Here is a 25987-nt window from a genome sequence, read left to right as displayed (position 1 = left end):
TCCTGCCGTTCGCCCTCACCCCAACCCCTCTCCCGGAGGGAGAGAGGCTCAGGTCAAGCATTTACCGCGATACCAGCGTTCGTGTGCCAGCGCCAGCATCGGCTTGTCTTCGCTGCTGTCGCCATAGGCGTGAATGCGAGGGAATGTGTTCAGGTCAAAATGCTTGCGGATCAAGGCCACCTTGCGTGGGCCGCAATCGCCTTCGGCGTAGCGGCCGGTCAAACGATTGTCCTGCACTTCCAGCCGGTTGCAGATCACCTGCAGGCCCAGCGCGTCACACCATTGCTGCAGATACAGATCGATCGAGGCGGAAACCACGGCGACAGTGTGGCCCTGCGCCTTGTGCCAGAGGATCTGCTCGAGCATCTCCGGGCGCACCATGCCCGGGATGTGCTCACGCGCATAGTCACGCGCCATCTGGCTGATTTCACCGGCATGGCGGCCGGTGAATACCTGCGAGGTGACGCGGCGGCGGATGCGTTCGGCCGAGATCAGCTTCAGCCGGTAGGCCAGCAACCATGGCCCCACCCGCCACCACGCCTGCGCGCGCTGCTCCGGCGTGGCCACACGACGCAGGAACCGGCTGTAGGTGTCACAGACGGTGATGGTGTGGTCGAAGTCGAACAGGGCTAGATGCATGGGCTCAAGGCGGAGATTGGAGGTTGGCGGCTGACACCTGCAGAGCGGGACGCGACATGCGATGCAGCGCCCGTCGCTGCGCATCAGCAGTGGTCGGGAATCAGGGATTCAACACATTCCCGATTCCCGGCCCTCGGTTTCAGCGAACCGGCATGCCCGGCAATGCCGCCGCGTCAGCGTCCAGCAGCGCCAGCGCGCCGCCGTCGAAGCCGGCCGACAGGATCATGCCCTCGCTCAGGCCGAAGCGCATCTTGCGCGGGGCCAGGTTGGCGATGAACACCACCTTGCGGCCGACCAGCGCTTCCGGCTCGGCATAGCTGCCGCGGATGCCGGAGAAGATCTGCCGCTGGCCCAGGTCACCGGCGTCCAGCAGGAAGCGCAGCAGCTTGTCCGAGCCTTCAACGAAGCCGCACTCCAGCACCTTGCCGATGCGCAGGTCGAGCTTGGCGAAATCATCGATGCCGATGTAGGCGGAGGCTTCACCTTCTGCCTTGGCCTCGGCCTTCACTTCGACCTTGGCGGGCTTTTCAGCCTTGGCCGGCTTGGCGTCGGTGGCGGGCTGGGCGGAGAGGGTGTCCTTGGAGGCGTCGGTCATTGCGTCAATCATCTTCGGGTCGATACGGGTGAACAGCGCCACATAGGCGGCGATGGTGTGTGCGGTAAGCGGCTTGCTGATGTCGTCCCAGCCCTGCACCGGGGCATTGAGGAAGCCCTCGGCCTGCAGCGCGGTGGCCGGCAACACCGGCTTCAGTGCGGTGACCAGCACGCGGAACAGGTTCAGGCCCTGCGTGCAGACTGCCTGCAGTTCGGCGTCGGCACCCTCTTGCTTGGCGATGACCCAGGGCTTGGTGTCGTCGATGTACTTGTTGGCTTCGTCGGCCAGCGCCATGGTCAGGCGGATGGCGGCAGCTGCATCGTTGCGCTCATAGGCCTCGCGCACGGCAGCCAATGCGGCGACGAAACGGTCGTACTGGGCCGGGTCCGGCAGCACGTCGGCCAGCTTGCCGTCGAAGCGCTTGGCGATGAAGCCGGCGCAGCGGCTGGCCAGGTTGACGAACTTGCCCACCAGATCGGCATTCACGCGGGCGGTGAAGTCGGTCAGGTTGAGATCGAGGTCGTCGACACCGCCGGAGGACTTGGCGGCGAAGTAGTAGCGCAGCGCTTCCGGTGCCAGGCCGGCATCCAGGTAGGTGCGGGCCATGATGAAGGTGCCGCGCGACTTGCTCATCTTGGCGCCGTCCACGGTCAGGTAGCCGTTGACGTGCAGCTTGGTCGGGGTGCGCAGGCCACTGCCCTTCAGCACCGCCGGCCAGAACAGACCGTGGAAATTGACGATGTCCTTGCCGATGAAGTGGTGCAGCTCGGTGTTGCTGTCGGCGGCCAGCACGGCGTCGAAGTCGTCACCGGTCCTGGCGCACAGGTTCTTGAAGCTGGACAGGTAGCCGATCGGCGCATCCAGCCACACGTAGAAGTACTTGCCCGGCGCACCCGGGATCTCAAAACCGAAGTAGGGCGCATCACGCGAGATGTCCCACGCGCGCAGGCCACCTTCGGCATCCAGCCACTCGGCCAGCTTTGCCTTGACGCCGGGCAGGGCCACGTCGCCAGCCAACCATTCGCGCAGGAAGTCCTGGAAGCGGCCGACTTCGAAGAAGTAATGCTCGGAGTCGCGCATTTCCGGAGTGGCACCGGAGACCACCGACTTCGGCTCGATCAGGTCGGTGGGGCCATAGGTGGCACCGCAGACCTCGCAGTTGTCGCCGTACTGGTCGGGCGACTTGCAGTTGGGGCAGGTGCCCTTGATATAGCGATCCGGCAGGAACATACCCTTGGCCGGGTCATAGAACTGCGCTACCGAGCGACGGCTGATATGGCCGGCGGCGTCGAGCTTGGCGTACAGCGCCTCGGTCAGCTCGCGGTTGCTTGCCGAGTTGGTCGAGTCGTAATGGTCGAAATCCACGCCAAAGGCAGTGAAATCGCGCTCATGGCTGGCCTGGATGTTGGCGATGAAGGTTTCCGGGGTAACCCCGGCCTTCTCCGCGGCCAGCATGATCGGCGTACCGTGGGTGTCGTCGGCGCAGACGTACCAGACCTTTTCGCCCATCATTCGCCGCGCACGCACCCAGATGTCGGCTTGGATGTAACCCACCAGGTGGCCGAGATGCAGCGGGCCGTTGGCGTAGGGCAGGGCGTTGGTGACTAGGGCGTTGCGGGTCATGGCCATCATTTGCAGCGAGGGAACGCAGGATTATCGCATGGCTGAAAAGCCCCAGCCCCGGGGAGGCCGGGGCTGCTTGTTTCCTTCTCCCTGCGGGAGAAGGTGCCCCGTAGGGGCGGATGAGGGTGCGGGGCCAAGGCAGGCCATTGAACGGGTAGCGACTTCGTCGCCTTACCCTCACCCCAACCCCTCTCCCGGAGGGAGAGGGGCTTCAAGCAAAGGCTTCAAACGGCTTACTGGTCGCGCAGCCAGGTCTGGGTGCGACAGATGAAGGCGATGCAGCCGGAGACGTCCAGCTTGCGGCCGTTGTCCACCAGGGCCACCTTGGAGCTGTAGGTCTTGCCCTTGGCCGGGTCCAGGATGGTGCCGTTGGCCCACTTGTTGGCGCCGTCCGGACGTACGTTCCAGAGGATGGTCATGCCCTCGATCGGCTTGCCCTTGTTGGCACCTTCACACTTGTTGCAGAGCGGGTGCGGGCCGTGCTCGGACTGCAGGACCTGCAGAACCTTGCCGCTGAGGGTGCCGTTGGCGGCCTGGCTGATCTCGACGATGGACTTCACCCGGCCGGTTTCGTCATCGATGGTGCGCCAGCGGCCGGCAGCGCTGTCGCTGGCACTGGCGGAGAAGCCGGCGGCCAGCAGCGGCAGGGCCAGCAACAGGGTCTTGAAAGTGGTGCGCATGTTTCCCCTCCCAGGGTGGGTTTGATCAGCCGCCGACGGCGCTGTTACGGGGCGAATGTAACCGCATTCGGTCCCGTACGGAATCCGCAGTGCAGCAGATTTGCGGTGGACGGGAGAGGGGCTTGTAGTGCCGAGCCATGCTCGGCAGGGGCTTTGCCGGTAATGCCCCAGAAGCTGCCCTCACCCCAACCCCTCTCCCGGAGGGAGAGGGGTTTGTAGTGCCGAGCCATGCTCGGCAGGGGCTTTGCCGGTAATGCCCCAGAAGCTGCCCTCACCCCAACCACCGCTCCGCGCCCCGGCCCTTGTGCCAGCGCAAGGTCGTTCGAGGAGCAGCGAACCATGGTTTGCAAGCTGCTCCTCTCACCCCGCAGGGGAGGGGCTGTAGTGCCGAGCCATGCTTGGCAAGGGCTTTACCGGTAAACCGCCAAAAGCTGCCCTCACCCCAACCCCTCTCCCGCAGACGGGAGAGGGGCTTTGAGCAAAAGCGGGGCGCACACCGCGCTGCCTACTGCACCGTCACCCGCTTGCGGTTGTCGGCTGAGACCCGGTCAATCAACTTGTTGTACGGGTCGAAACCGGCTTCGTCGGGCTTCTGGTCTACCGTGACCGTGATGCTGGGGGCGGCTGCGGTGATGTGGTGGCGCTGCAGGTACAGCACCTTCTCATCGCGCTCCTTGCCGGAAGCGCCCTTGGCGAATACCCCCACTTCAATCCAGTCATCCAGCGTGCCGGGCGTTTCCTTGCCAACACCGTCGGCGTAACGCTTGTCAGCATGCAGCTGCAGGGTCACGTCATAGCGGCCATCGGCGCGCTTCTTGGCATTGGCCTCGACCACGCGGTTGTCATAGAAGCTGATCTTCTCGAACAGGTCGGTGATCAAAGCCTGCTGCTCGGGCTTGGCTTCGGCACGGATGAACTGCAGCAGCTCGGCCGAGGTGGTGTAGGGCGGTTGCTGGAAGGCCTTGGCCTGGATGAAACGGGACAGGGCACGGTTCAAGGCTTCCTCGCCCATTTCCTCGCGCAGGCGGTAGAACACCACCGAGCCCTTGCGGTAGTGGATGTATTGCTGGTTCTCCACCCGATACAGCGGCAGTTCTTCCACGTCTTCACCACCACGGCCCGACAGGTAGTTGTCCAGCTCGTCCTTCAGGAACTGACGCATATGGCCGCGTCCGTATTCCTTTTCCATCACCATCAGCGCCGAGTACTGCGACAGCGACTCGGACAGCACGGTCGCGCCCTGCACATTGGCGCCGATGACCTGGTGCGCCCACCATTGGTGCGCCACTTCGTGCGCGGTCACATAGAACACGTAGTCGACATCATCCTTGTCGCGCAGGTCGGCGATGAAGCCGATCGACTCTGAGTACGGAATGGTGTTGGCAAAGCTTTGCGCGAACGATTGATAACCCGGGAACTCGATGATGCGTACCTGCTTGTGCTGGTACGGGCTGAAGTTGGCTTCGTAATAGGCAAGGGACTTCTGTACGCCTTCAATCATCCGATCGACGTTGTAAGGATGCTTGGCGTCGTAATAGATCTCGATCGGGATGTCTTTGTAAGTAGCCTTCTTCACCTGCCAGCGCGCCGACAGATAGGCGTAAAAGTTCAGCATCGGCCGGTCCATGGCGTAGCTGAAGCAGCGGCGGCCATCGCGTTCGAACTCCTTCTGCAGGTAGCCCGGTGCCAAGGCGATCTGGTCCGGCGCGGTGCAGACGGTGCTACGGAAATCCAACCAATCCGAATCGTTGGAGATGTAGGTATTGGCACGTGCGGCTTCATCCTCCAGCTTCGGCATGCGCGTCGGTTCGCCCAGGTCACGCTTGCGGCGTTCGTTGCGGTCGCTTATCTCGGCACCGGTGTCGTAGCCGAAGGCCGGTAGCACGCGGCTGTTGAAGAAGCTGCCGTTGTCGACGATCTGGGTCTGTGCCTGGTCGGCGGTGATGCCGTTGGGATGGATGTCCACGGTGAAGCTGATATCACGTTCCTCGCCCGGCGCCATCGGCGTATCCAGATGGTAGATGCGGTAACCCAGTTCCCCATCGTGGGTGGTCAGTTTGGCGCCGCCCAGTTCGATGTTGACCAGCGTGCTGTCATCGCCCATCGCGACATGAATGTCGGGAATGGCCGCCGGATGCGTATTGCGCACGCGGTAGACGCCATCAATGCGCACCGACTGCGTCTCGGGATGCAGATCGACCATGTTGTCGATGGCGACGATGCGCGGCTGTGGCAGGTCCTTGTACTTGCGGTACTCACGCTCATAGCGGGCCTGGCGGTCCAGCATCTGGTCCGGCGAGACGAACTCGTTGCGGATGTTGGTGCTCCAGTACAGCCAGCCACCGCAGGCGATGAAGGCCAGCGTGGCTACGGCCAGTCCGGCACCCAACGGTCCGCGCAGGCGCTGTTTGGCCAGGCGCAGGCGCTGACGCCAGCCCGAATCCACACCGCGCACCCACAAGGCTGCACACAGCAACAACAAGGCCAACAGGAACAGCGCCCAGTAGCCCTGGAAGGCCAACTGACCGCTCAGGAAATGGCCGTAGCCATTCATGTCCGAATACGGTGCAATCGGCCAGCTGCCGAAGTTGTACAGGTTCTGGGTGTAGTCGAGCATGCCCAGTACCGACTGCCCGATCAGCAACAGGATCAGCAGGGCATAGCCCATGAACTTGTTGTTGCTCAGCACCTGCAGCACCAGCGCCATGCCGCCCATCAAGATGTAGACCACCGAATCCAGCGCCAACGTCTTCAGGTACAGCAGCGGCTCGATCTGGGTATAACCCTTGCTCAGCTGGATAGCGATTGCGGTCAACCCACCCACGGCCTGGAAGGCGAATACGACCGCAACCAGGGTGAGGAACTTGCCCAGCAGCGGTACCCAGTTCGGTACCGGCATGGCATCGCTGATGCCGGCGATGCGGGCGCTGCGCTCACGCCAGACCAGTTCGCCGGCGTAGAACAATACGATGATGATCAGCAGGAAGCTGAAACTGCCCTGCAGTGCTTCCAGCATCTGCGAGGTCACCGGCCAGCTGGGCGTGCCGTACATGGTGCGGCGGTGCAGGGCGCTGGGGATGAAGTTGGCCATGCCCAGCACCAGCAACACCAGGAACGGCGCACTGCGGAATACGCCCAGCGCGTCGAAACCCACCTGGCGCAGCAGCTGCCGCCAGCCGGTCGCGGCGGTGAAGCTCGGCGTGACCTTGGGCGCAACCACATTGCTGCGCTTGCCATCGGTGGTGGCAACGCTGACGGCCTTCTTGCCGCGCTTGCGGCCAGTGCCGCTGCGTTCGGTGCGGAACAGGGCAAAGGTCGCCGTGAACAGTGCAGCGGTCACCGCCAGCCACAGCAGCCGGTTTTCCAGCAGATAGCCGGTGAAGGCGGGCAGGCCGGTGTTGCGCTCTTCGGCGGACCAGTAGCGCATGGCCTGGCTCATCGCACGCATGCCGAGCGGATCGAGCAGCGAGGAGATCCGCATATTGTCGATATCGGCCAGCAGGGCGCGGCTGACGCCGTACAGCACGAAGAACACGATGACGCCGATGTACACCCACAGGATGTTGCGGGTGGTCACTGCCAGCAGCGACAGCAAGGCGGTGGTGAACAGCACATTCGGCACCACCATGAACGCGAACGACCACAGGTAGGGTTTCAGCGATACCGGGCCGAGACGAGCGGCATCGATCCATGGCATGAACTGGGCGATGAACAGCCCCACGGCGATGATCACGTACATCAGCAGGCTGGCCAGCAAGGCAGCACCCAGCCGGCCCAGCAGGTAATCACGACGTTTGATCGGGCTGGAGAACACCAGCTCCGCGGTGCCGAGTTCAAAGTCACGCAGCAAGGCATTGCTGACGAACAAGGTGACCACCAGCAGACCGATCAGGGTGAAGGAGGTCATGAGGGTGGTGATCACCGACGGTGCATTGCGGTGCACATTGCCGATGCCGCCACCGATCTGGATGGCATCGCTGGCGCCGGCGCCGAACGCGATCAGCGCGAACAGTACTGCAAGCAGCCACAGCAAAGGGGAACGCAGCTGCTCACGCAGCTCGAAGCGCAGGAAGGCGAAGGTCATGGTCGTCTCCGTCAGGCGGCCTGCGCCTGCAGGCGCAGGCGCTGGAAGTAGACGTCCTCGAGCCCGGGTGCGACCGGCTCAAAACCCGCTTCCGGGCAGTTGTCGGCGAATACATGGATCACCGGATGACCGCCAACCAGTCGCGTCGACAGAACGGTGAAGCGGCTTTCGTAGTCAGGCAGCGCGGCCTTGGCCACCTGCTTGCGCCATACCTGTGCCTGCAGCGCGTTGATCGCCTCGGCCGGTCGTCCGGTCAGCAGTACTTCGCCCTTGTTCATGATGGCCATGGTCGGGCACAGGTCGGTGACATCCTCGACGATGTGGGTGGAAAGGATCACCGCCACGTTCTCGCCGATCTCGGCCAGCAGATTGAGAAAGCGATTGCGTTCTTCCGGGTCCAGGCCGGCGGTGGGCTCATCGACGATCACCAGCTGCGGGTTGCCGAGCAGCGCCTGGGCAATGCCGAAGCGCTGGCGCATGCCGCCGGAATAGGTGCCGAGCTTGCGCTTGCGCGCGTCCCACAGGTTGACCTGTTGCAGCAGGCCCTCGACCACTTCCTTGCGCTGCTTGCGCGCGGTCAGGCCCTTGAGCACGGCGAAATGATCGAGCAGATCCAGTGCGCTGACCTTGGGATAGACACCGAAATCCTGCGGCAGATAGCCGAGCTTGCGGCGCAGCGCGTCCTTGTCGCGCAGGATATCGATGCTGGCGCCGTCGGCGGTGGTCAGGGTGGCGCTGCCCGCATCGGCTTCCTGCAGGGTGGCCAGGGTGCGCATCAGGGAGGACTTGCCGGCGCCATTGGGGCCAAGCAGGCCGAACATGCCGCGCGGAATGTCGAGATCGACGTTTTTCAGTGCATGTACGCCATTGGCGTAGGTTTTCGACAAACCACGGATCTGCAGCATGGGACCGGACCTCTCCTTGGATGATGACCGCAACAGTGTGCTTCGGCCGGGCTTACGGCAATGCGCCGGAAGTCATTAGGTCCAGGGACTGCGGTAGATCCGAAATGTGACCAGTGGGAGCAGTTGTGGGAGCGGCGTCAGCCGCGAAGCTGGCGATGTTGGGCAAGAGGGTTTGGCGCAATCTGCTGGTGTGGGAGCTTCGCGGCTGACGCCGCTCCCACAAGGCAAAGGCAAGGCAGTGGCCTTTGCCCCCTCCCTTTTGCGCAGCAAAGGGGAGGGTTGGGGAGGGGTAGGCTTTGCGTTGTTGGATGTGTGGCTTCGCGGCTTGCTCTGTTACTAAAGCCCTTGGCGCTGATGTGTTGCGGGGAACGCCTCTGCCGAGCATGGCTCGGCACTACGGTTACGGTGCAGGCGTTTCGTAGAGTTCCAGCGGCAGATCGTCGGGGTCGGCGAAGAAGGTGAAGCGGCGGCCGGTGAATTCGTCAACGCGGATCGGCTCGCAGGCCACGCCTTCGCGCTGCAGGTGGGCGACCACATCGTCCAGCTGCGCGACCCGGAAGGCCAGATGGCGCAGGCCGGAGGCTTCCGGCCGGCTGGGCCGCGCGGGCGGGTTGGGAAAGGAAAACAATTCCAGCTGGCTGCCATCGGCCAGGCGCAGGTCCAGCTTCCATGAATCACGCGCGCCGCGGTGGTTCTCGGCAATGACCTCAAGCCCAAGAATACGGACATAGAAATCGCGCGACCGCGCATAGTTCGATGCAATCACCGCCACATGATGGATGCCGCCCAGCAGGTTCATCGCGCGGCATCCAGCCAGCGGCGGGCGATATCGATGGCCAGCGCATAGGGTTCGGGCTCGTTGCGGTTGCTCAGCACGATGACCGTCAGTTTCTGCTTGGGGTAACGCACGATCACGTTGCGGAAGCCAATGCTCTCGCCGCTATGCCATAGCGCGTCGCCGTTGATGCGCCAACCAAAGCCATAGAACGGTACGTCGGCTTCCTTGGTGGCGGTTGCCGGGCTGAAGGCGAGCTGCAGCGAGCTGGCCTTCAACAGGCGCTGGTCATACAGCGCCGCGTCCCACTTGGCCAGGTCATCAATCGAGGAGTAGATGCCGCCATCGCCAAGTACCGCGCTGGTGGTGCTTTGATCGGTGCGCTGCCAGCGGCCATCAATCTGGCTGTAGCCATAGGCGCGGTTGGGCACCTCATCCACGCCATCCTGATGAGCGTAAGTGTTGTTCATGCCCAGCGGCAGGAAGATGCGTTGCCGCAGGAAGCTGGCAAAGTCGGTGCCCGAGGCTTTGCCAACGATCAGCGCGAGCAAGGCATAACCACCATTGCTGTAACGGTAGTCGCTGCCCGGTGCGAAATAGCTGCGGTCCTGCTTCTCCAGCAGGTGCAGCACGTCGATGTCATGCACCTGGCGGCTGTCGGCGGGGTCCATCAGGTCTTCGTAATCGATCAGGCCGCTGCTATGGCTGAGCAGCTGGCGCAGGGTCATGCTGTCGGCGACGGCCGGCAGGCTGGGTAGCCACCTCTTCAACGGGTCGTCGATGCCCAGCTTGCCGTCCTCGGCCAACAGCAGGATGGCCGCGGCGGTGAACTGCTTGCTGACCGAAGCCAGGCGGAAATTGGTAGCCGGGGTGACCGGTGTGCCGTCTTCCAGCACTGCCAGCCCGTAGCTGCGACGGAATGCGGGCTGGCCGTCCTTGATCACCAGTAGCGAGGCGCCGGGGACCTGACCGTCATAACGCTGCATCAATGCATCGATGCCGGGATCGGGCGGTGCCAGTGGCACCGCCGCAGCCAGGCTGGAGCACACCAGGCTGGAGCACGCGAACAGGCACAGCAGGGCGAGTCGGGGATTCCAGCGACGCATGGTGGCTCCTAGTCAGGTGGTCAGGCTTTCTTGCTGGCGATCCAACGGTCGATCTTGGCTTCCAGGATGTCCAGCGGCATGGAGCCATCCTTGAGGATCTCATGATGGAATTCGCGCGGATCGAAGCGGTCGCCGAGTTCGGCCTTGGCCTTTTCGCGCAGCAGCCGGATCTTGATCTCGCCGACACGATACGCCAAGGCCTGGCCAGGCAAGGCCATGAAGCGCTCGACCTCCGAGGCGGCGTCGGCAGCCGGGATGTCGGCGTTCTTGACCATGTAATCGGTGGCCTGCTGGCGGCTCCAGCCGGCGGCATTGAGGCCGGTGTCGGCCACCAGCCGCACGGTGCGTAGCAAGGTGGTCTGCAGATAGCCGAGCTGGTCGTAGGGGTCGCTGTACAGGCCCAGTTCCTGGCCCAGCGATTCGGCGTACAGGCCCCAGCCTTCGACATAGGCGACATCGCCGCCGAGGCGACGGAAGCGCGGCAGCGCGGTCAGCTCCTGCTGTGCGCCCAACTGGTAGTGATGGCCGGGAATGGCCTCATGCAGGTATTGCATGGTCACCGCCCAGCGCTTGCGCGAGGGCAAGTCACTGGTGTTGACGTAAAGCACGCCCGGTTGCTGGCCATCGGCGCTGCCGGGCTGGTAGCTGGCGGCGCTGGAGGTGGCGGCGCGCTCGGCTTCGACGGCCTTGATTTCCAGGCGGGCCTTGGGCTGCTCGTTGAACAATGCCGGGACCGCGGCATTCACCCGGCGGCCTGCATCGGCGTAACTGGCCAGCAGCGCATTGGCGTCGCGGAACGCGAACTGGCGGTCATTGCGCATCGCATTGAAGGCTTTCTGCTGCGAGCCACGGATCCTGGCCTGCTTCATCACCGCATCGATGCGGGCCTGCAGGTCTTTCACCTCCTGCTCGCCCAGGGCATGGATTTCCGCCGGCGAGCGGGCCGGCGAGGTGCTGCTGGCAACATTGTGCGCGTACCAGGCGCGACCATTGGGCAGCGCGGCCATGCCGTCGGTGCTGCGGGCGGCGGCCATGTATTCGGTGGCGATGAAACCGCGCAGCGAGCGGTACGCCGGCATGATCCGGTTCTCGATCATGCGCTTGTACTCGGCGCTGATCCTGGCCTTGTCCTCGGCGGAAAAATCCGCCGGCATGTTGCGGATCGGGCCCCAGAACAGGCTTTCCTCGGCGCTGGGCTTGATTACCGCATCAAGCTGCGGCAGTACTTTTTCCATCAGTGCGCGCGGCTGCACCACGCCGGCGGCCTTGCCTTCGCGCATATTGGCGATGGCCTGCTCGAACAACGGCGGGATGCCGAGCGAGCGCCTGGACCAGTTTTCGTAGTCCTTGACCGTGCGGAAGGGCTGCGCACCGGCACCGGAGCCGAGCACGGCAATGATGCTGGACAGGTTGTAGTACTGGTTGATCGGCAGCATCCAGGTCGGGTACTGCTCGCCAGCCAGCGAGACATGCGCATCGCGCACGAAGATCTCGTAGCTGAGCAGGTCCTGGCCCTGCAGGCCGGTGGCGCCGACGGCTTCGACCTTGCCCAGCCATTCGACCATGAAGTCGTGCGATTGCTGGCGCGAGGCCGCGGACAGGAAGTTGGGCAGCTGGTCGTTGTAGCGCGGGTCGCCCTGGAAGGTGGCCTGCAGCGGGTTCAGCCGCATCGAGGCATCCCAGTATTCGTCATAGATGCGGTTGAGCTTGGCGGCGTTGTCCTGCTTTATCGGCAGCGGCACCGCGGCCGGTCGGCGCGGCGCGGCGCGCGGTGTGCTGCGGGCTTTTGCCGCGCGGCTCTGCGGCGCGGACTGGCGCTGGGTTTTCTTCTTGGCAGCCTCGGCAGGCGCTGCAACGGACAGCGTCATGATCGAGGCAATGGCGAGCGCAAGCAGGCGCAACGGGCTGGAAGACATCAGGTGTTCCGCAAATACATCGACCCGGGAGCTTGCCCGATATCGGCGGTGACGACCAGCCGTGGCGCGGATGAACACGCGCAGCTTATACAGCCAGGGTTGTGTCCCATGCCCTGCAGCGTTGCCTGCAGGGCACGAGCAGGACTCAACGGTCGGCGGAGCGGGTGAACGGAACGCTGTCCGGGGCCACCGCGCCACCGGAAATGATGAAGCTCATGGCCTGGTCCACGGTCCAGTCGGTGGGAGTGAGCAGCTCTACCGGGACGATTTCCAGATAGCCGGAGGTCGGGTTGGGGGTGGTGGGCACATACACGGCAGCCAGTTCGCGGCCGGTGCCCTGTTCCTTGAGGACCCGGGTGACCAGACCGATGGACTTCATGTCGCGGTGCGGGAAGTCGATCAGCACCACGCGTTGGGTGCTGCCGGGCTTGGTCTGCAGGATGTCCAGCAGTTTCTTGGCGCTGTCATAGATGATGCTGGCCAATGGAATGCGGCGGATCACCGCACCGAACCAGCGCAGCAGCTGCTGGCCGATGACCCGACGGCTGAGGATGCCGACCAACAGGATCACCAGCAGGGTCGCCAGCAGGGCGGTGATGTCCTGCATCCATTCGACCTTGATCCAGCCCAGATAATCCGGGAACGAGGCGGCAATACGCTCGGACAACGGCACGATCAACGGGCTGCTGATGCCCGAGAGCAGGACGAACACGAACTTGACGACCACCCAGGTCAACCAGATCGGCAGCAGGGTCAGCAGGCCGGTGAGGAAAAGACGTTGCAGGGAGGGGCGGGGGGCGGGGGAGACGGCTTCGGGCGACATCCGGCAATTGTAGCGGTCGGCTGTCAGCCGCATACGCGCGGCCAACGCCCAGAACAGCTGCGTTCAGAGAAATCTGTGTTGCCGCAGTGACTCAGTCCGTCTTGCGGGCATCCGGCTTGAGCCGCACGTAGACCTGCTTGCGCACCCGCGCCACCACTTCACCCTTGGCGTCGAGCACGTCGTTCTGGAACCAGTGCAGGTATTTCTCGCCGTTGGCAGTGGCCGCCCGCACCTCATCCAGGGTGGCATCGTCCAGGCGGAACTCGGTCCACACCACGCCCCGGCCTGGCTTGAGGAACTCGATGGTGCCGGCCTTGTCCCAGACGAAATAGCGGCTGCCCATGTTCTGCAGCAGGCACAACATCCAGAACGGATCGGTCATCGCGAACAGGCTGCCGCCAAAATGGGTGCGCACATAGTTCACGTTCCACGGCCGCTGGCGCAGCTCGACCCGTACATAGCGGTAGTCGGCGCTGATGTCGGTGACATGGATGCCGGCAAACAGAAATGGCGGCCACAGGTTGATGCCGCGGCGGAACAGGCTGGCTTTCATCGTGAAGGCGGATGCTCGTGGGAGCCGGAGTCTAACATCCGCAGGCGTATGGAAAGGCTAGTTGGGCCAGGGCGGGGCGACCCGGTAGCCGTCACGGCCGGCTTGTTTGGCCTGGTAGAGGGCGGTGTCGGCCGCTTCAAACAGCCGCGCCGGGCCGTCCTCCAGGCCCGGCAACACCGTGCACAGGCCGATGGTGACCGAGGTTTTGATCTTGCTGTGATGGGCTTTGTCCACCGGAATACTGAGCTGTCGCACCTGGCTGATCAGTGCCTGCACCAACTGCTCGGCGCCCGCAGGCGGTGTGTCGGGCAGGATCAGCGCGAACTCATCACCACCAAAACGCGCGGCCAGGTCACGCGGGCGCCGCGCTACTTCCTCGATGGTGCGGCCCAGGTGACGCAACAGGCGGTCGCCGACCTGGTGGCCATAGGTGTCGTTGCAGGCCTTGAAGTGATCCACATCGATCAGCAGCAGGGTGAGCGGGCGTCCGCTGCGCCGCGCCGCATCGTTTTCGCGACGCAGGGTTTCCTCGAAGCGCATGCGGTTGGCCAGTCCGGTCAGTGTGTCGCGGTTGGCTTGCCGGCGCCAATAACGCATCTGCCACAGTGTCCAGATCACCATCATGGCGGCAAAGCCCATTGTCGCCGAGACCGGAGCGAACCACAGGTTGGCGCCGTGCAGCAGGCCCAGGCTCAGCAGCAGCGGAACCGGTATGGCCAGCACGCCCAGCAGCCAGCGCCAACGAAAGCGGGAGGTGATGCCGAACGCGGCAAACGCCACCAGCAATGCGCTGATCAAGATCTGTGCGCCGGCCGGCAAGGTGGTGATGGCATTGCCGGCCAGCAACATCGAGGCGACATTGGCCTGGTACTCGCTACCGCTCATCCAACTGTCGCGGGAGGTCGGTGTCAGCAGGCGCGGGGCGATGCCATTGGCGGTCATGCCGACGATCAGCAACCGCCCCTGCAACAGACTGGCCGGTACCCGGCCCTCCAGCACGTCGACATAGGACAGCTGTGGAAAGCTGCCAGGCGGCCCGGCGTAGCGCAGCCGCACGTAGTTGTCGCGGTGCCATTGGTAAGGGGAGCGGGTGCTGGCGCCAGGATTGGTCGAGCCGGGCAGCGGTTCCTGCACGCCAGCCAGGGCCGCTCCGAGGGCCAACCAATGCGGTGAGCCGATACCGGCTTTCAGGTAGAGGCCGCGGGCGACGCCGTCGGCATCAATCTCGATATCGCTATGGGCCAGGCTTGCCGCGGCCTTGGCAATGACGGGCACCGGCAGCAGTTCTTCAGGCACGGCTTCATCGCTGGGCGGCGCTGCCAGGACCGGCAGCACCACGCGTCCGTTGCGGCTGATGGCCGCCGCCAATGCCGCGTCCTGGGCGGGGTCGTTGCGGTCGGCCTCCGGCAACATCAGGTCCAGTGCGACGCGCTCCGCCCCGGCTTGATGCAACTTGTCGAGCAGGCGCGCGTGGGTGCTGCGCGGCCACGGCCATTGGCCCAGTTGCTGCAGGCTGCGGTCGTCGATGGCAATGATCGCCAGGCGCGGATCGGGTGGGTATTCCCAGTCGCCGGTCAGCAGGTCGTAGCTGGCGACATCCTGCTGCCAGAACACGCGGCTATGGCTGGCCCAGGCCGCCAGCAGGCTGCAGCCGAGCACGAACAGCAGGCGGAAGTGCCAGCGTGGCCGCAGCGGTCTCACAGCGCGAGCAACAACAAGGCGCCAGCGCCGAGGCCATAACAAAGCCGGCAGGGCAGCTGGATCTGTTGCGGTGTCGAGAACATGCCGGCATAGCCGTCGTCGGCGATGCTCTGTACGCGGACGTACAGGTTGCCGCCGCGCCATGGGCGCTTGAATGAGACCTCGGGGGTATCGGTCTGCTGATCCAGCAGCAGGTGCGAGAAACCGGCATCGCGTGCGATCTGCACGCGGTAGTGGCGGGCGTCGCCGTCGGCTGGCCAACGCAGGGTGAGTTGGCCTTTGTGCACCTTGTCCGACTGCAGTGGTGTCGCCAGCGGCGCATCACTGAGCTGCAGTGGCAAGGCCTGGCCGTAGCGGCCGGGCGCACCCTGCGCATCCAGCGAGGCCACGCGCCAGAAATAATCACCCGCCGGCAGCGGGCGGGGAATGCGCAACTGCTGGCTGCGGCTTGCCTGCTCGATCAGCGGCTGCACGAAGCTGGCGTTGTCGGCGATCTGCAGCACCGTGCCGGTGGCATCGGCGACCTTGGCCCACTCAAAACGTGGCTGCAGCTGTTGCAGGGTCTGGCCGTGCGTGGGCGCAAGCGTCAATGGTGCTGGCAGACCTTCGGGGACGGAAAAATCGCGCGCGGCATCCAGGCCTTCGACGCCATCGGCATCGACCGCACGTACCAGCAGGCGCAGCTGGCCTGGCGGCAGGGTGTCGATCTGGATCTGTGGCGCGCTGACCTCGCGGGCAAACAGTTGCACGTCGGGTGTGGCGGCCAGCACGACTTCCACCCGGTAACGTGTCGCGCCATCTACCGGCTGCCATGCCGCCAGCAAGGGCAGCGGTTGCAGGCGCAGCTGGGAATCCAGCAGCGCTGGCGCCGGCGGCAGTGCCTGCGGCTGCGAGGGGGCCGTGCCTGCCGCACGCACCAAGCTGGCATGGCCAGCGTCGATCACCCGCTGGCCGCCTTGATTGCCGACCTGCACGTGACCCTCGACGACTTCGGTGCTTGCCGGACGGCTGCCGCCACCGGCGTTGACCCTGAACAGGGTGCCGCGCACGCTGCTGGTCGCGGTGGGGGCGGTAATGATGTAGCGCGATGCAGGCCCGCGTGCCGGTGTCACCTGGCTGCTGCTGCGCCCGCGCTGCAGGCGGATGCGGGTGTCGACCATGCCGGTTGCACCATAGCTGCTGAGCTGATCCAGCAGCAGCTGCGAGTTCTCGCGCAGCTGCAGGCGGGAATCATCGGCAAACCCCAGCGTGACACTGGCATCGTCGCCGGTCTGCACTCCGCTGCCGATGGTCAACAGCATGCCCAGCTGCAGCGGCCGGGTGCCATTGACCGGGTCGCTTACCTCGGCGTGGCCGCGCAGCGCCAACACCCGCGCTGGCGCTGGCTGCACACGCAACCAGCTGATCGGGAAACGCAGGTCCTGGCCGGGGGCAAGCCGATACGGGTCATCTATCCGGTTGTGTGCCTGCAGCCGTTGCCACGGCACATTGGCCTTGAGGTAGCGCGCGCCCAGATCCCACAGGGTATCGCCGGGGCGTGCGCGGTAAGTCCAGTCCTGTGCGCTGGCGACCGTCGCCCAGCAGAGCAGCAAGGCAGCCAACAGCAGCTGCAACAACGAGGGGCGAACGTCGGTATTTCTCACGGCGACTTTGATTCCGAAAGCGCGTGTCCGTTACGCTGACATCGTGCAGGCTGCAGACTCATACACATCCTATCCCGCTAGCCGTGGCAAGCACCACGGCGGGATCATCCTTGTATGAGTCATCCATTTCCGTGCGATTGACACACAAATTGAGCTGTCTGGTAACAACTCAGAACAGCAGCGAGGACATCTTGCGGCGGTAGCGGCCTACCAGGTCTTCGTCCTCGATCACGCGGAAGGCGTCGATCAAGGCTTTCTTCGGCAGGCTGTCACGGAAGCTGCGATCGATCCGCAGCATCTCGATGAACTGCTCCAGCGCGGCCTCATCTTCGCCGGCCAGCAGGTGCTGGATGCCCAGCAGGTAACGGGCTTCCAGATCATTGCCGTCCGCCCGTACACGCCCAGCCAGCACATCGGCAGCCGGTGCGTCCTGCAGCGCCGCGGCAAAATCCAGACGTGCACGCGCGCGGATGGCGCGGTCGTCGGTGGCGAGGTTGGCGGGCAGGCCATCCAGCAGCGGCCCGGCTTCGCCGGTGGCGCCGATCTTGAGCAGGGCCAGGGCAAGGTCGAGTTTGAGTTCGGCCTTGTCCGGCTCGGCGCTGATTGCCTCACGCAGTGCGGCTACTTCGGCCTGCGGATCCAGCGGCAGGGCCTGGATTTCTTCTTCCACAGCCGCGGCCTCGGCCGGCACCACGCCGTGTTGGGTAAGAAATTCGCGGAGCTGGCCCTCGGGCATGGCGCCGGGGAAGCCATCAACGATCTGCCCGTCCTTGATCAGAAAGACGGTCGGCACCGAGCGGATCTGGAAGGCGGCAGCAATCTGCTGCTCCTTGTCCACGTCGACCTTGGCCAGCTCGAACGCGCCGTTGTATTCACCGGCGAGCTTTTCCAGGATGGGCCCCAGGCTCTTGCACGGCCCGCACCAGGTTGCCCAGAAATCAACCAGCACGGGGGTCTGCGACGATTTCTGCAGGACCTCGGCTTCGAAGGTTTCGGTGGTGGCCTCGAAAACGTGGGGAAGATCGCTCATGGCTGACTACGTTGCTGACAGGAACCCCCTTTATGGCGACACCGGGGCAGATTCTCAACCGCCAGAGGTACTGGAGTGGGGTTTTGGCCGGCGGGAGCTGCGCGGGAGGCTTGTGCTGGCTGGCTTTGCGGGGTTGGCGGCGGCGGCTTGGCTTTTTTTTGAGGGGCTACGGGGAAGGCCTTTGCCGAGCATGGCTCGGCACTACCGCTTCTGCTCCCTCCCTTTGGCCGGCGGCCAAGGGGAGAGTTGGGGAGGGGTAGGTCTTGCGTTTGCTGATGGCCTTCGGGCTTCGCGGCTTATGCCGCTCCCAAAGGTGTTGCGGGGCGGAGGGATTGCTGGGCAGGCCCTGCCGAGCATGGCTCGGCACTACAGTGAAAAACGCCGCTTCTGCGAGAGAAGCGGCGTTCGGGTGAGTTCAGCGCTGCGCCATCGCGGCCGGCTCAGGGGTGGCTGGCCGGTTCCTGTGCCGGTGCCAGCGGGATCGTGGTGGTGGCCGGGGCCACGCTGGGAGCGGCCGGCAGGCTCAGCTCGGGGTTGATCTGCTGCGCCTGCAAGGCCTTGATCTGCTGGTTCAGGGCTTCCAGCTGGGAGTTGGTGGCACGCAGGTCCGTGCTCAGGGCAACCGCCTGCTGCTTGCGTTCCTGCAGGGCATTGCTGACCTGCAGCGACTGCTGGCGCTGCTGTTCCACTTCCTGCTGCAGGCCGCGCAGGCGCCGCTCGTTCATGGCAACCAGCTTCTCGCTATAGGCCTTGCCGGCCTGCAGGCGGACGGTGTCCAGGTAGACCTGGGCCAGCTGCTTGGTCTGGTCGGCGAAGGTCAGGTAGAGGCTCTCGGCGTTGTCCACCGACTCGGTACGGATCACCCGCCAGAATTCCTTTTCATGGAACAGGGCCACGTAGTAATTCAAAGAGTCGGCATGGAACAGCAGGCTGGCGCCGTAGTTGCCGTTGTAGGTGGTACGCAGCTCGGTGAGGGCGTTGTTGCCCATCAGCCGTTGCAGTTCGGCCACCGTATTGCCGACGGAACTGTCTTCGCTGTTGGCGGGGGCGGCCGGTACCTCGGCCTCACCGCGCTGCCAGCGCCCGGCCATCGCAGCGGGGGCCGTGAGCAGGCCGACAACAAGCAACAGCGCGCAGCCAAGCCGGCTCGGAAGCATCTCGATCCTTCTCATAAGTCCTCGTAATTCCCCCGAACTGCGATGGTCGTCGCATTTAATGAATGCGCCGGTTTCTGACCCGAGCATAGCACGCGATTTGGTGGCGAAAAGGCCGGTGGTGTGGGCGTTTGCCTTGTTTGGGAGGGTACTCATTCGACCAGCTGGCTGCGGCCACATTGGATCGACTGCATATGCACGTCGGTGCGGCCCAGCTGCAGCCCCAAGACGTCGGACAGCAGGTTCGACAACAGCTTGCCGACGCCGTCGAGCAGGGGCCGCAGCAGGTTGTCCACCACTGGCTTGAGCAGCAGGCACAGCACGCTGCTGCAGGTGCCGCTGCCGGTGACCGGGTTGTAGCTGCCGTTGCCGCTGAGCCCCCCCGGTTTGGTCTGCAGGTATTTGGCCAGCGAATTGCTCACGCAGTCATTGAAGCCCAGCCCGGCAATCAAACCCTGGCAGGAGGTCAGCCCGAGCACGTCGAGCAGGCCGCCGATCAGGTTGGGCTTGCTCAGTGTGGTTTCGTAGAGAAACCCCTGCCAGACCTCGCCCTGTACTTTTTTTGGCGTGCAGCCCAGTACCCAGCTCTCGCAGGTAGGGATCTCGGTGACCCAACTGCCCAGCGCCGGCAGGTTGGCCGCGGTGTTGCCATTCTGCAGCGCCTGCACCACCGCGGCGGGCTGATACAGGCCGTTCTTCTGGGTGGCTTCCAGATACTGCACGGCCAGGTCCTTGGCGGCGGTGCTGCTGTTGCCCTGTGGAGTGAACAGGGATTGCACCGTGCCGAGCAGCACATCGACCAGGTCCGAGACCAGCTTGCCGACTTTCAGGTCGTTGGGCTTGACCGTGCCGGTCTGTCCTTCACTGAGCACCAGCTGGTCGCGTTGTGACAGCGCCTCGAGGATGATTTTCTTGGTGAGCACGTCGCGGCCGAGCAGGCTGACCAGTGATTCATCCGCCAGCCCGGTGCGGCATAGCTCGCGGGTCGAGTTCCATGGCGTGGTGGCCTTGCCGATGCAGACGTTGGCAATGGCGCTGGTGACGTCGACGGTGGCTGTTGCTGGTTGGCTGCTGCAGTCGATCGCGGTGAGTTGCCCGTAGCCATCGATCACGTCGATATAGGTAGGCAACTTGATACGCGTGCCCAGCCAGTTCAGCACCGCGCCGAGTGCGGGGATCCGTTGCGAGTCGATATCCAGAAACAGCCGCACCTGGCTGTTGTAGGCAGTGCTGCCTACCGGGCCGATTGCGATCGAGGCCGGTTCGACGATGCTGGCCTTGGCCTTGAGCAGGCCGAGCAGGTCCAGTTGCGGGACTTCAACGGCATGTTTGGAGTTGGCGATGGAAATGCTGGTGCCGAGCAGATCCAAAGCATTCAAATCTAAATCCAGGGCGCCGCTGGCCGCTTCGCTGCCGCCGGCAACCTTGGCGAACAGACCGCTGCTGCTGCCATTGGAACCCAGTTGCACGAGTACGTCGCTGATGCCGGCGCCCAGCAGTTTCTGCTGCAGCAGGCGCAGGTCAACACCGGCGACGCCTTGCTGGCCGGCCAGCGTGGCCATCACCTCCAGCAGCTTGCCGACCGAAACCTGTTTGGCGGCCAGCAGGTTGTTGAAATCACCGACGTTGATGTCGGTGGCGACTGGGATGCCCAAGGCCTGCAGCAGGCCGCGCGGGGTGATCTTGACGTTGGCCAGGCCCTGGTAGCTGGCGATCTGGGTCTGGGTAAGGTCGACCCCGACCAGTCGCAGAATTCCCTGCAGTGGCGCATTGCTGTTGGTGTTGAGCAGGCGCGAACCCACGCTGAAGGCGGCCTGTGGTGGCATGCGGCGGGCGACGGCGGTCGCGCTGATGCGGGGCAGGGAGGTGAGCTGGCCCAGCATCGGCACCGATTGCCGCGAAGCGGTGACCTGCACCGCGTTCAAGGGCCGGCTGCTGGCGACGCCGACAAAGCGCGTACCCGGCGCCAGTTCGGCGCCCCAGTAGCCGCAGCTGATCGCCAATTGACCGCCAAATTTGTTGTCGACCAGGGCATTGCTGCGCGCGGCCAGATTGTCCTTGTAATCGGTGGTGCACTGCTCCAGCCGTTGGGCGCCGGCCAGTGCGGCCAGGTCGGCGGTTTTCTGCACTTCACGCTTGCTCCAGTACAGATAGCCCACTTCGATCAGGCCCAGTATCACCACCAGCCCGAGCAGCAACAGCAGCATCGGCAGACCGGCGCCGCCGCGTTGACGTGCGCTGTGCGGAAGATCGCGGAGCGCGCGTGACAGGGAGAGCGATGACGGGCGCGGGCTGTGCATGGTGGGCCTCAGCGGCTGCCGCCGCCTTGCTTGGAATTGGGGAGTGCGGCTTCGAAGTACTCGGGAATGGGGTGGTCGAAGCTGTTGAGGTAGCGCTGATAACTGCGGCTGGCCGCTTCGCCGAGCATCGGCAAGGCGTTGCCGGCGCGGCTGCCATCGGCCTGCATGCGCAGCAGGTCGCGGGTGGTGTCGCCGATCTGCGAACGTGGCAGGTCCGCAACGGTGCTGCTTGTTGCCATGACCGCCGCAGCGTTGCCGTTGGAGTCGCTGGCAGTTGCCGTGGGCGCGGTGCCATCGGCCATGCGTTCGATCAGGGGCGCGTGCTGCGCCGCTGCGGGTGTCGCGCTGAACGCGGTAATCAGCACGGCAACGGCAACGGCAAGGGATGCGGATCGGATCATGGTGTTGCCTCCTGCGCGGTGGACGAGGAAGGACTGAAACGGTCCAGCATCGAACCGGGAGGGCGTGAGGCGGAGGCGGCATCCGTGCGTTGCTGTGCGGCCAGGGTGGTGCTGTTGGCCAGCGGCGCCGGCGCCGCGTTGGACGCCGCCACGGCTTGCCGCAGGGTCTGCGACAGCCGGTAGATTTCCGCGCGGGTGGGCGGCGGCAGGTTGGCGCGCTGGATCATGCTTTCCGCCGTTGCCGGTTGCCCGGACAGCAATGCCCACAAGGCAAGATTGGAAATGGCGCGGATATTGTCCGGGCCGAGTTCGGCGGCCTTGGCCAGCGGCGCACGTGCCTGATCTATCTGCCCAGCCTGCAACAAGGCAAAACCCAGGTCGCCCAGATAGGCGACATTGAGCGGGTCGGCGCGTACCGCATTGTCCAGGGCCAGCCGTGCGCCATCGAGGTCGCCGCTGGCGGCTGCGACCAGTCCCAGGCCGTGCCAGGCCGGTGCCGCCTGCGGGCCCTTGGTCAGGCCGCGGTAGATCGTGCTGGCGGCACTGCTGTCGCTGGTTTCGCGCAGGGCATTGGCCTGCAGGATGCGCAGCTCCGGGCTGTCGCCGAAGCGCTGCCGGAATGCGTCGATATGCGCCAGCGAGGCGTAGTGCGCGCCTTGTGCCTGCATCTGCTTGAGCAGGCCAAGGTACATGCCGCGATCATCCTGCGCGGCTTCCACCAGCGAAGGCTCAACTTGCGGTTGCCGGTAAGCATTGCGGTTGCCGGCACAGCCGGCCAGCAAGGCGGCGATCATCACGCTCAACAGCGCGGTCTTCGTGTTCATTACATTCCCTTGATCGCGGCGGCCAGCGAAATGATCGCCGGCCCGGCCAGTACCAGCATCAAGGCCGGCAGCAAGGTGATCATCATCACCACGGTCATCTTCACCGAGAGCTTGCCGACCTTCTCTTTCATCTTCATGCGCCGCTGTTCGCGCAGGCGCATGCCAAATTGCTTGAGCGGCTCCTGTACCGCGCCACCGTGCTGGTGCACCTGCAGCACCATCTGCATCAGGCTGCGCAGGTCATCGTTGTCGAACGACTCGGACAGCCGCCGCAGCGACTGTGCGCGGCTGCGGCCCCGGCTGTAGCCGGCATTGGCCAGCTGCAGCTCCTTGCCCAGCACCGGGATGGCGATATGCAATTTTTCGCCGACCATCTGCAGGCTCTGGTCGATGCTGAAACCCACGCCCTGCAGCAGGCGCAGCAGGTCGATCAGCAGCGGCAGTTCTTCATCCACTTTCCGGCGCAGCCGCGCCGCCCAGCTGCGCAGCAGCAGTTTGGGCAGCAGGATGCCCAGGGCGAAGCCGACCAGTACGATGATCAGGGTGTCGCTGCCGTGCGGGCGCATCAGCATTACCGCCAGTAGGGGCAGCAGCAGGGCAAGCAGCAGGCGCGTGGCCAGGAACGCGGCGGTGCCGCTTTGCTGGCTCCAGCCAACCTGTTCCAGCAGTAGCCTGTCTTCCGGCGCCAGCAGCGCTTTCTGCACGCGGCTACCATCGAAGTGCTGGCCGATGGCAGCCAGGTCGGCGAGCCGACGGCGCCACCACACCGCCTTGGGTGCCTTGTCCTGTTCAAGATGCTGGGCGCTGTCCAGCGCGCTCTGCAGCGCTGCGCCAGCTTGCTGGCTGCGCCGCCCGCGATACAGCAGGCCGCCGGCGGCCAGCACCAGGGCGAGCACGACCAGCAACATGGCGAGGGTGTACAGCAGGTTCATGCTGCGCTCCAGGCGGAAGAAACCGTGCGTGTGTTCATAGCGATTTCGCCAGCCGGTACAGCAGGAAACCGCCGCATAGCTCCAGCAGCACCGCGATCAGCAGGATCTTCTTGCCCAGCGGGTCGTGGAACATGGGCTGGAAGAAATCCGGGCTCATCAGTGCCATCGACAAGGCCGCACCCACCGGCAGCAACGCCAGTACCCAGGCCGACATGCGGGTTTCGGAGGTGGTGGCCTGCAGCTCGCGCTGCACTTCTTCCAGGTCACGCATGAAGTCGCTCATGCGTTGCAGGATCTGGTCGCTGCGGCCGCCGATGCGGATGCTGGTACCCAGGATCACCGCCAGCATTTCCAGTGGCCGCAGCCGGTAGGCCTGTGCGGCGTGTTGCAGGGCACGGTCCAGATCCATGCCGGCGCGGGTATAGGTCAAGGCGTTGTCGAGGATGGGTCGCAGCGGTGGATCGACATTCTGGGTGGCGCTCTGGAAGGCCATCGACAAGCTGTTGCCGATGCCGGCCATGCGCACCATGTTCTCGAGGAAATCCGGCATCTGCGCGACAAGCCGCTGCTGGATCTTGTCGATGCGGCGGTACAGCCACAGTGCCACGCCCAGCAGATAGAGCAGCAGCACGAACGCGCCAAACCAGGCGCTGCCAAGACGCAGGCCGGCGCCGATGGTGACGGCGATGCCGGGCAGGGCGATCAGCAGCAGGGTGCGCGCTGAGTCCTTCAGTCCTGCGCGACGCAATAGTTCGGCCCAGCGCTGGCTCGGCGGCCGTTGGTTGCGGGCTTCCTCGGCGGCGCGCAGCGGATCGGGGCGTGACAGCCGGGTGTCGGCATGGCTGGCAGCGGCGCGTTGCTGCACGCGGGTGGCCAGCCCCCACCACAGGCCCATGGCTACCGCTACCAGCAGCACGGCAAGGCTCCCGAGCAGCAGCGGCATCATCATGAGGGGAAGCTCCCCATGTTGGCCTCGCGCAGCTCCTGCCGGAACGGTTCGAGCTTGTAGCAGTGCGGGTGGAAGCCCAGGCCGACCCAGCGGTCGCGCTCACGGCTTTCCTGGTCGACCCAGACCTCGTGCTTGAACAGTTCCTGGCTGGTGATGACGTTGTCGCTGACGCCGGTGATCTCGGTGATGGAGGTGATGACGCGGCGGCCACTGCCCAGTCGCGAGATCTGCACGATGAAGTCGATGGCGCTGGCAATCTGCCGGCGCAGGCTGTCTTCGCTGCCCTGGAAGCCGGCAAAGCCGGCCAGCATCTCCAGCCGGTACAGGCAGTCACGCGCGTTGTTGGCATGCACGGTGGCCATCGAGCCGTCATGGCCGGTATTCATCGCCTGCAGCATTTCCAGTACTTCCGCGCCGCGTACCTCGCCGACCACGATGCGGTCAGGGCGCATGCGCAGGCTGTTGCGGACCAGGTCGCGGATGCTGACCGCGCCGCTGCCATCGAAGCCGCCCATGCGCGATTCAAGGCGCACCACATGCGGATGATTCAGCGCCAGCTCGGCGGTGTCCTCGACGGTGATGACGCGTTCGTTGTGCGGGATGAAGGTAGCCAACGCGTTCAACAGCGAGGTCTTGCCCGAGCTGGTGCCGCCGGAAATAAGGATGTTGCAGCGCCCGCGCACCATCGCGTTGAGCAGCGCATACATCGGTTTGTCGAAGGCGCCACGGCCGAGCAGTTCATCGGGAGTGAACGGGTCCTTGCGGAACTTGCGGATCGACACCATCGGCCCGTCGACAGCCAGCGGCGAGATGATGGCGTTGAGGCGGCCGCCATTGGGCAGGCGCGCATCGACCATCGGGTTGGAGTCGTCCAGGCGCCGGCCGAGCGGGGCGATGATGCGGCGCAGGATGCGCAGCAGGTGGCGGTCGTCGCTGAAGCGCTGGGTAGAGCGGCGCAGCATGCCGCCGGCCGAGACATGCACATCCTTGTAGCCGTTGATCAGGATGTCTTCGATCTCCGGATCGCGCAGCAGGTCATCCAGCGGGCCGAAGCCGGTGAGTTCCTTCTGCAGCGCGCTGGCGACGGCTTCCATTTCCTGCGCATTGACCGGGATCTTCCATTCCTTGACGAAGGCCGCGGTCTGCGATTGCACGTATTTGCCGATGGTTTCCGGCGACCAGGAATCGATGTCCACGCGCTGGTCTTCGACATGGTTGAGCAGGTATTCGTGGGCGGCGGAGAGCACGCTCTGGAACTGCTCGGTCTGTTCGAACGGAACACAGGGTGCCGGTTCGGGAGACAGGGCTGCCACGGCAAGACGCGGGGACAAGGGAGTGACTTTGTCTTCCATGG

At 64.7% G+C, this 25987-nt stretch carries 20 protein-coding genes; all 20 read right to left on the bottom strand.

Going from position 1 to position 25987, the window contains the following annotated elements:
* Positions 1 to 48: 48 nt before the first annotated feature.
* Positions 49 to 639 (bottom strand): HAD family hydrolase, encoded by a 591-nt coding sequence (locus ABB27_RS05015; RefSeq protein ID WP_057627124.1) that lies wholly within the window; start codon positions 637 to 639, stop codon positions 49 to 51.
* A 139-nt stretch (positions 640 to 778) separates the two neighbouring features.
* Positions 779 to 2857 (bottom strand): methionine--tRNA ligase, encoded by a 2079-nt coding sequence (gene metG / locus ABB27_RS05010; protein WP_057627149.1) that lies wholly within the window; start codon positions 2855 to 2857, stop codon positions 779 to 781.
* 233 nt (positions 2858 to 3090) lie between these two features.
* Positions 3091 to 3537 (bottom strand): DUF2147 domain-containing protein, encoded by a 447-nt coding sequence (locus tag ABB27_RS05005; protein WP_057627123.1) that lies wholly within the window; start codon positions 3535 to 3537, stop codon positions 3091 to 3093.
* Positions 3538 to 4042: 505 nt separating this feature from the next.
* The gene (locus ABB27_RS05000) at positions 4043 to 7621 is read right to left on the bottom strand and encodes an ABC transporter permease/M1 family aminopeptidase (protein WP_057627122.1); all 3579 of its coding nucleotides are present in this window, start codon (positions 7619 to 7621) and stop codon (positions 4043 to 4045) included.
* Between the two features lie 11 nt (positions 7622 to 7632).
* The gene (locus ABB27_RS04995) at positions 7633 to 8526 is read right to left on the bottom strand and encodes an ABC transporter ATP-binding protein (RefSeq protein WP_057627121.1); all 894 of its coding nucleotides are present in this window, start codon (positions 8524 to 8526) and stop codon (positions 7633 to 7635) included.
* A gap of 400 nt (positions 8527 to 8926) precedes the next feature.
* Positions 8927 to 9325: an SMU1112c/YaeR family gloxylase I-like metalloprotein gene (gene gloA2, locus ABB27_RS04990; RefSeq protein ID WP_057627120.1), complete on the bottom strand. Its 399-nt coding sequence runs from the start codon at positions 9323 to 9325 to the stop codon at positions 8927 to 8929.
* A complete protein-coding gene (locus tag ABB27_RS04985; RefSeq protein ID WP_057627119.1) occupies positions 9322 to 10407 on the bottom strand; it encodes a serine hydrolase domain-containing protein in 1086 nt (361 codons plus the stop codon). The genes gloA2 and ABB27_RS04985 overlap by 4 nt, the downstream gene beginning before the upstream one ends.
* A gap of 20 nt (positions 10408 to 10427) precedes the next feature.
* On the bottom strand, positions 10428 to 12323 hold the full coding sequence (locus ABB27_RS04980; protein ID WP_057627118.1) for a DUF885 domain-containing protein: 1896 nt from the start codon (positions 12321 to 12323) through the stop codon (positions 10428 to 10430).
* A 145-nt stretch (positions 12324 to 12468) separates the two neighbouring features.
* Positions 12469 to 13146, bottom strand: a complete 678-nt coding sequence (locus ABB27_RS04975) for a DUF502 domain-containing protein (protein WP_057627148.1) — start codon at positions 13144 to 13146, stop codon at positions 12469 to 12471.
* Between the two features lie 91 nt (positions 13147 to 13237).
* Entirely contained in the window at positions 13238 to 13699 is a 462-nt protein-coding gene (locus ABB27_RS04970) for a DUF4442 domain-containing protein (protein ID WP_057627117.1), read from the bottom strand.
* Positions 13700 to 13756: 57 nt separating this feature from the next.
* The gene (locus ABB27_RS04965) at positions 13757 to 15400 is read right to left on the bottom strand and encodes a CHASE2 domain-containing protein (protein WP_057627116.1); all 1644 of its coding nucleotides are present in this window, start codon (positions 15398 to 15400) and stop codon (positions 13757 to 13759) included.
* On the bottom strand, positions 15397 to 17043 hold the full coding sequence (locus ABB27_RS04960) for a FecR family protein (RefSeq protein ID WP_083491150.1): 1647 nt from the start codon (positions 17041 to 17043) through the stop codon (positions 15397 to 15399). The genes ABB27_RS04965 and ABB27_RS04960 overlap by 4 nt, the downstream gene beginning before the upstream one ends.
* A gap of 169 nt (positions 17044 to 17212) precedes the next feature.
* Positions 17213 to 18073, bottom strand: coding sequence for a thioredoxin (gene trxA, locus ABB27_RS04955; RefSeq protein ID WP_057627115.1), 861 nt, complete (start codon positions 18071 to 18073; stop codon positions 17213 to 17215).
* Positions 18074 to 18513: 440 nt separating this feature from the next.
* A complete protein-coding gene (locus ABB27_RS04950) occupies positions 18514 to 19230 on the bottom strand; it encodes a DUF2968 domain-containing protein (RefSeq protein WP_244479141.1) in 717 nt (238 codons plus the stop codon).
* A 149-nt stretch (positions 19231 to 19379) separates the two neighbouring features.
* A complete protein-coding gene (locus ABB27_RS04945) occupies positions 19380 to 21527 on the bottom strand; it encodes a TadG family pilus assembly protein (RefSeq protein ID WP_057627113.1) in 2148 nt (715 codons plus the stop codon).
* A gap of 8 nt (positions 21528 to 21535) precedes the next feature.
* Entirely contained in the window at positions 21536 to 21928 is a 393-nt protein-coding gene (locus tag ABB27_RS04940) for a DUF3613 domain-containing protein (protein ID WP_057627112.1), read from the bottom strand.
* Positions 21925 to 22752: a tetratricopeptide repeat protein gene (locus ABB27_RS04935; RefSeq protein WP_057627111.1), complete on the bottom strand. Its 828-nt coding sequence runs from the start codon at positions 22750 to 22752 to the stop codon at positions 21925 to 21927. Before ABB27_RS04935 ends, ABB27_RS04940 begins: the two co-directional genes overlap by 4 nt.
* A complete protein-coding gene (locus ABB27_RS04930; RefSeq protein WP_057627110.1) occupies positions 22752 to 23684 on the bottom strand; it encodes a type II secretion system F family protein in 933 nt (310 codons plus the stop codon). The genes ABB27_RS04935 and ABB27_RS04930 overlap by 1 nt, the downstream gene beginning before the upstream one ends.
* A 34-nt stretch (positions 23685 to 23718) precedes the next feature.
* The gene (locus ABB27_RS04925) at positions 23719 to 24633 is read right to left on the bottom strand and encodes a type II secretion system F family protein (protein WP_057627109.1); all 915 of its coding nucleotides are present in this window, start codon (positions 24631 to 24633) and stop codon (positions 23719 to 23721) included.
* Positions 24630 to 25985: a TadA family conjugal transfer-associated ATPase gene (locus tag ABB27_RS04920; RefSeq protein ID WP_057627108.1), complete on the bottom strand. Its 1356-nt coding sequence runs from the start codon at positions 25983 to 25985 to the stop codon at positions 24630 to 24632. The genes ABB27_RS04925 and ABB27_RS04920 overlap by 4 nt, the downstream gene beginning before the upstream one ends.
* Between the last annotated feature and the right edge of the window lie 2 nt (positions 25986 to 25987).

This window comes from Stenotrophomonas terrae, from assembly GCF_001431465.1.
GTDB lineage: Bacteria > Pseudomonadota > Gammaproteobacteria > Xanthomonadales > Xanthomonadaceae > Stenotrophomonas > Stenotrophomonas terrae.
Note: the sequence above shows the minus strand (reverse complement) of the source record. Positions and strands in the feature narration are given on the sequence as shown.

Bases quoted from the DNA above. Each gene is read 5' to 3' on its own strand.
- ABB27_RS05015 (WP_057627124.1), bottom strand. From the start codon at position 639: ATGCATCTAGCCCTGTTCGACTTCGACCACACCATCACCGTCTGTGAC.
- ABB27_RS04945 (WP_057627113.1), bottom strand. From the start codon at position 21,527: ATGCACAGCCCGCGCCCGTCATCGCTCTCCCTGTCACGCGCGCTCCGC.
- ABB27_RS04920 (WP_057627108.1), bottom strand. From the start codon at position 25,985: ATGGAAGACAAAGTCACTCCCTTGTCCCCGCGTCTTGCCGTGGCAGCC.
- trxA (WP_057627115.1), bottom strand. From the start codon at position 18,073: ATGAGCGATCTTCCCCACGTTTTCGAGGCCACCACCGAAACCTTCGAA.
- ABB27_RS04975 (WP_057627148.1), bottom strand. From the start codon at position 13,146: ATGTCGCCCGAAGCCGTCTCCCCCGCCCCCCGCCCCTCCCTGCAACGT.
- ABB27_RS04980 (WP_057627118.1), bottom strand. From the start codon at position 12,323: ATGTCTTCCAGCCCGTTGCGCCTGCTTGCGCTCGCCATTGCCTCGATC.
- ABB27_RS04930 (WP_057627110.1), bottom strand. From the start codon at position 23,684: ATGAACCTGCTGTACACCCTCGCCATGTTGCTGGTCGTGCTCGCCCTG.
- gloA2 (WP_057627120.1), bottom strand. From the start codon at position 9,325: ATGAACCTGCTGGGCGGCATCCATCATGTGGCGGTGATTGCATCGAAC.
- ABB27_RS04985 (WP_057627119.1), bottom strand. From the start codon at position 10,407: ATGCGTCGCTGGAATCCCCGACTCGCCCTGCTGTGCCTGTTCGCGTGC.
- ABB27_RS04950 (WP_244479141.1), bottom strand. From the start codon at position 19,230: ATGCTTCCGAGCCGGCTTGGCTGCGCGCTGTTGCTTGTTGTCGGCCTG.
- ABB27_RS04935 (WP_057627111.1), bottom strand. From the start codon at position 22,752: ATGAACACGAAGACCGCGCTGTTGAGCGTGATGATCGCCGCCTTGCTG.
- ABB27_RS04925 (WP_057627109.1), bottom strand. From the start codon at position 24,633: ATGATGATGCCGCTGCTGCTCGGGAGCCTTGCCGTGCTGCTGGTAGCG.
- ABB27_RS04940 (WP_057627112.1), bottom strand. From the start codon at position 21,928: ATGATCCGATCCGCATCCCTTGCCGTTGCCGTTGCCGTGCTGATTACC.
- ABB27_RS05005 (WP_057627123.1), bottom strand. From the start codon at position 3,537: ATGCGCACCACTTTCAAGACCCTGTTGCTGGCCCTGCCGCTGCTGGCC.
- ABB27_RS05000 (WP_057627122.1), bottom strand. From the start codon at position 7,621: ATGACCTTCGCCTTCCTGCGCTTCGAGCTGCGTGAGCAGCTGCGTTCC.
- metG (WP_057627149.1), bottom strand. From the start codon at position 2,857: ATGACCCGCAACGCCCTAGTCACCAACGCCCTGCCCTACGCCAACGGC.
- ABB27_RS04970 (WP_057627117.1), bottom strand. From the start codon at position 13,699: ATGAAAGCCAGCCTGTTCCGCCGCGGCATCAACCTGTGGCCGCCATTT.
- ABB27_RS04995 (WP_057627121.1), bottom strand. From the start codon at position 8,526: ATGCTGCAGATCCGTGGTTTGTCGAAAACCTACGCCAATGGCGTACAT.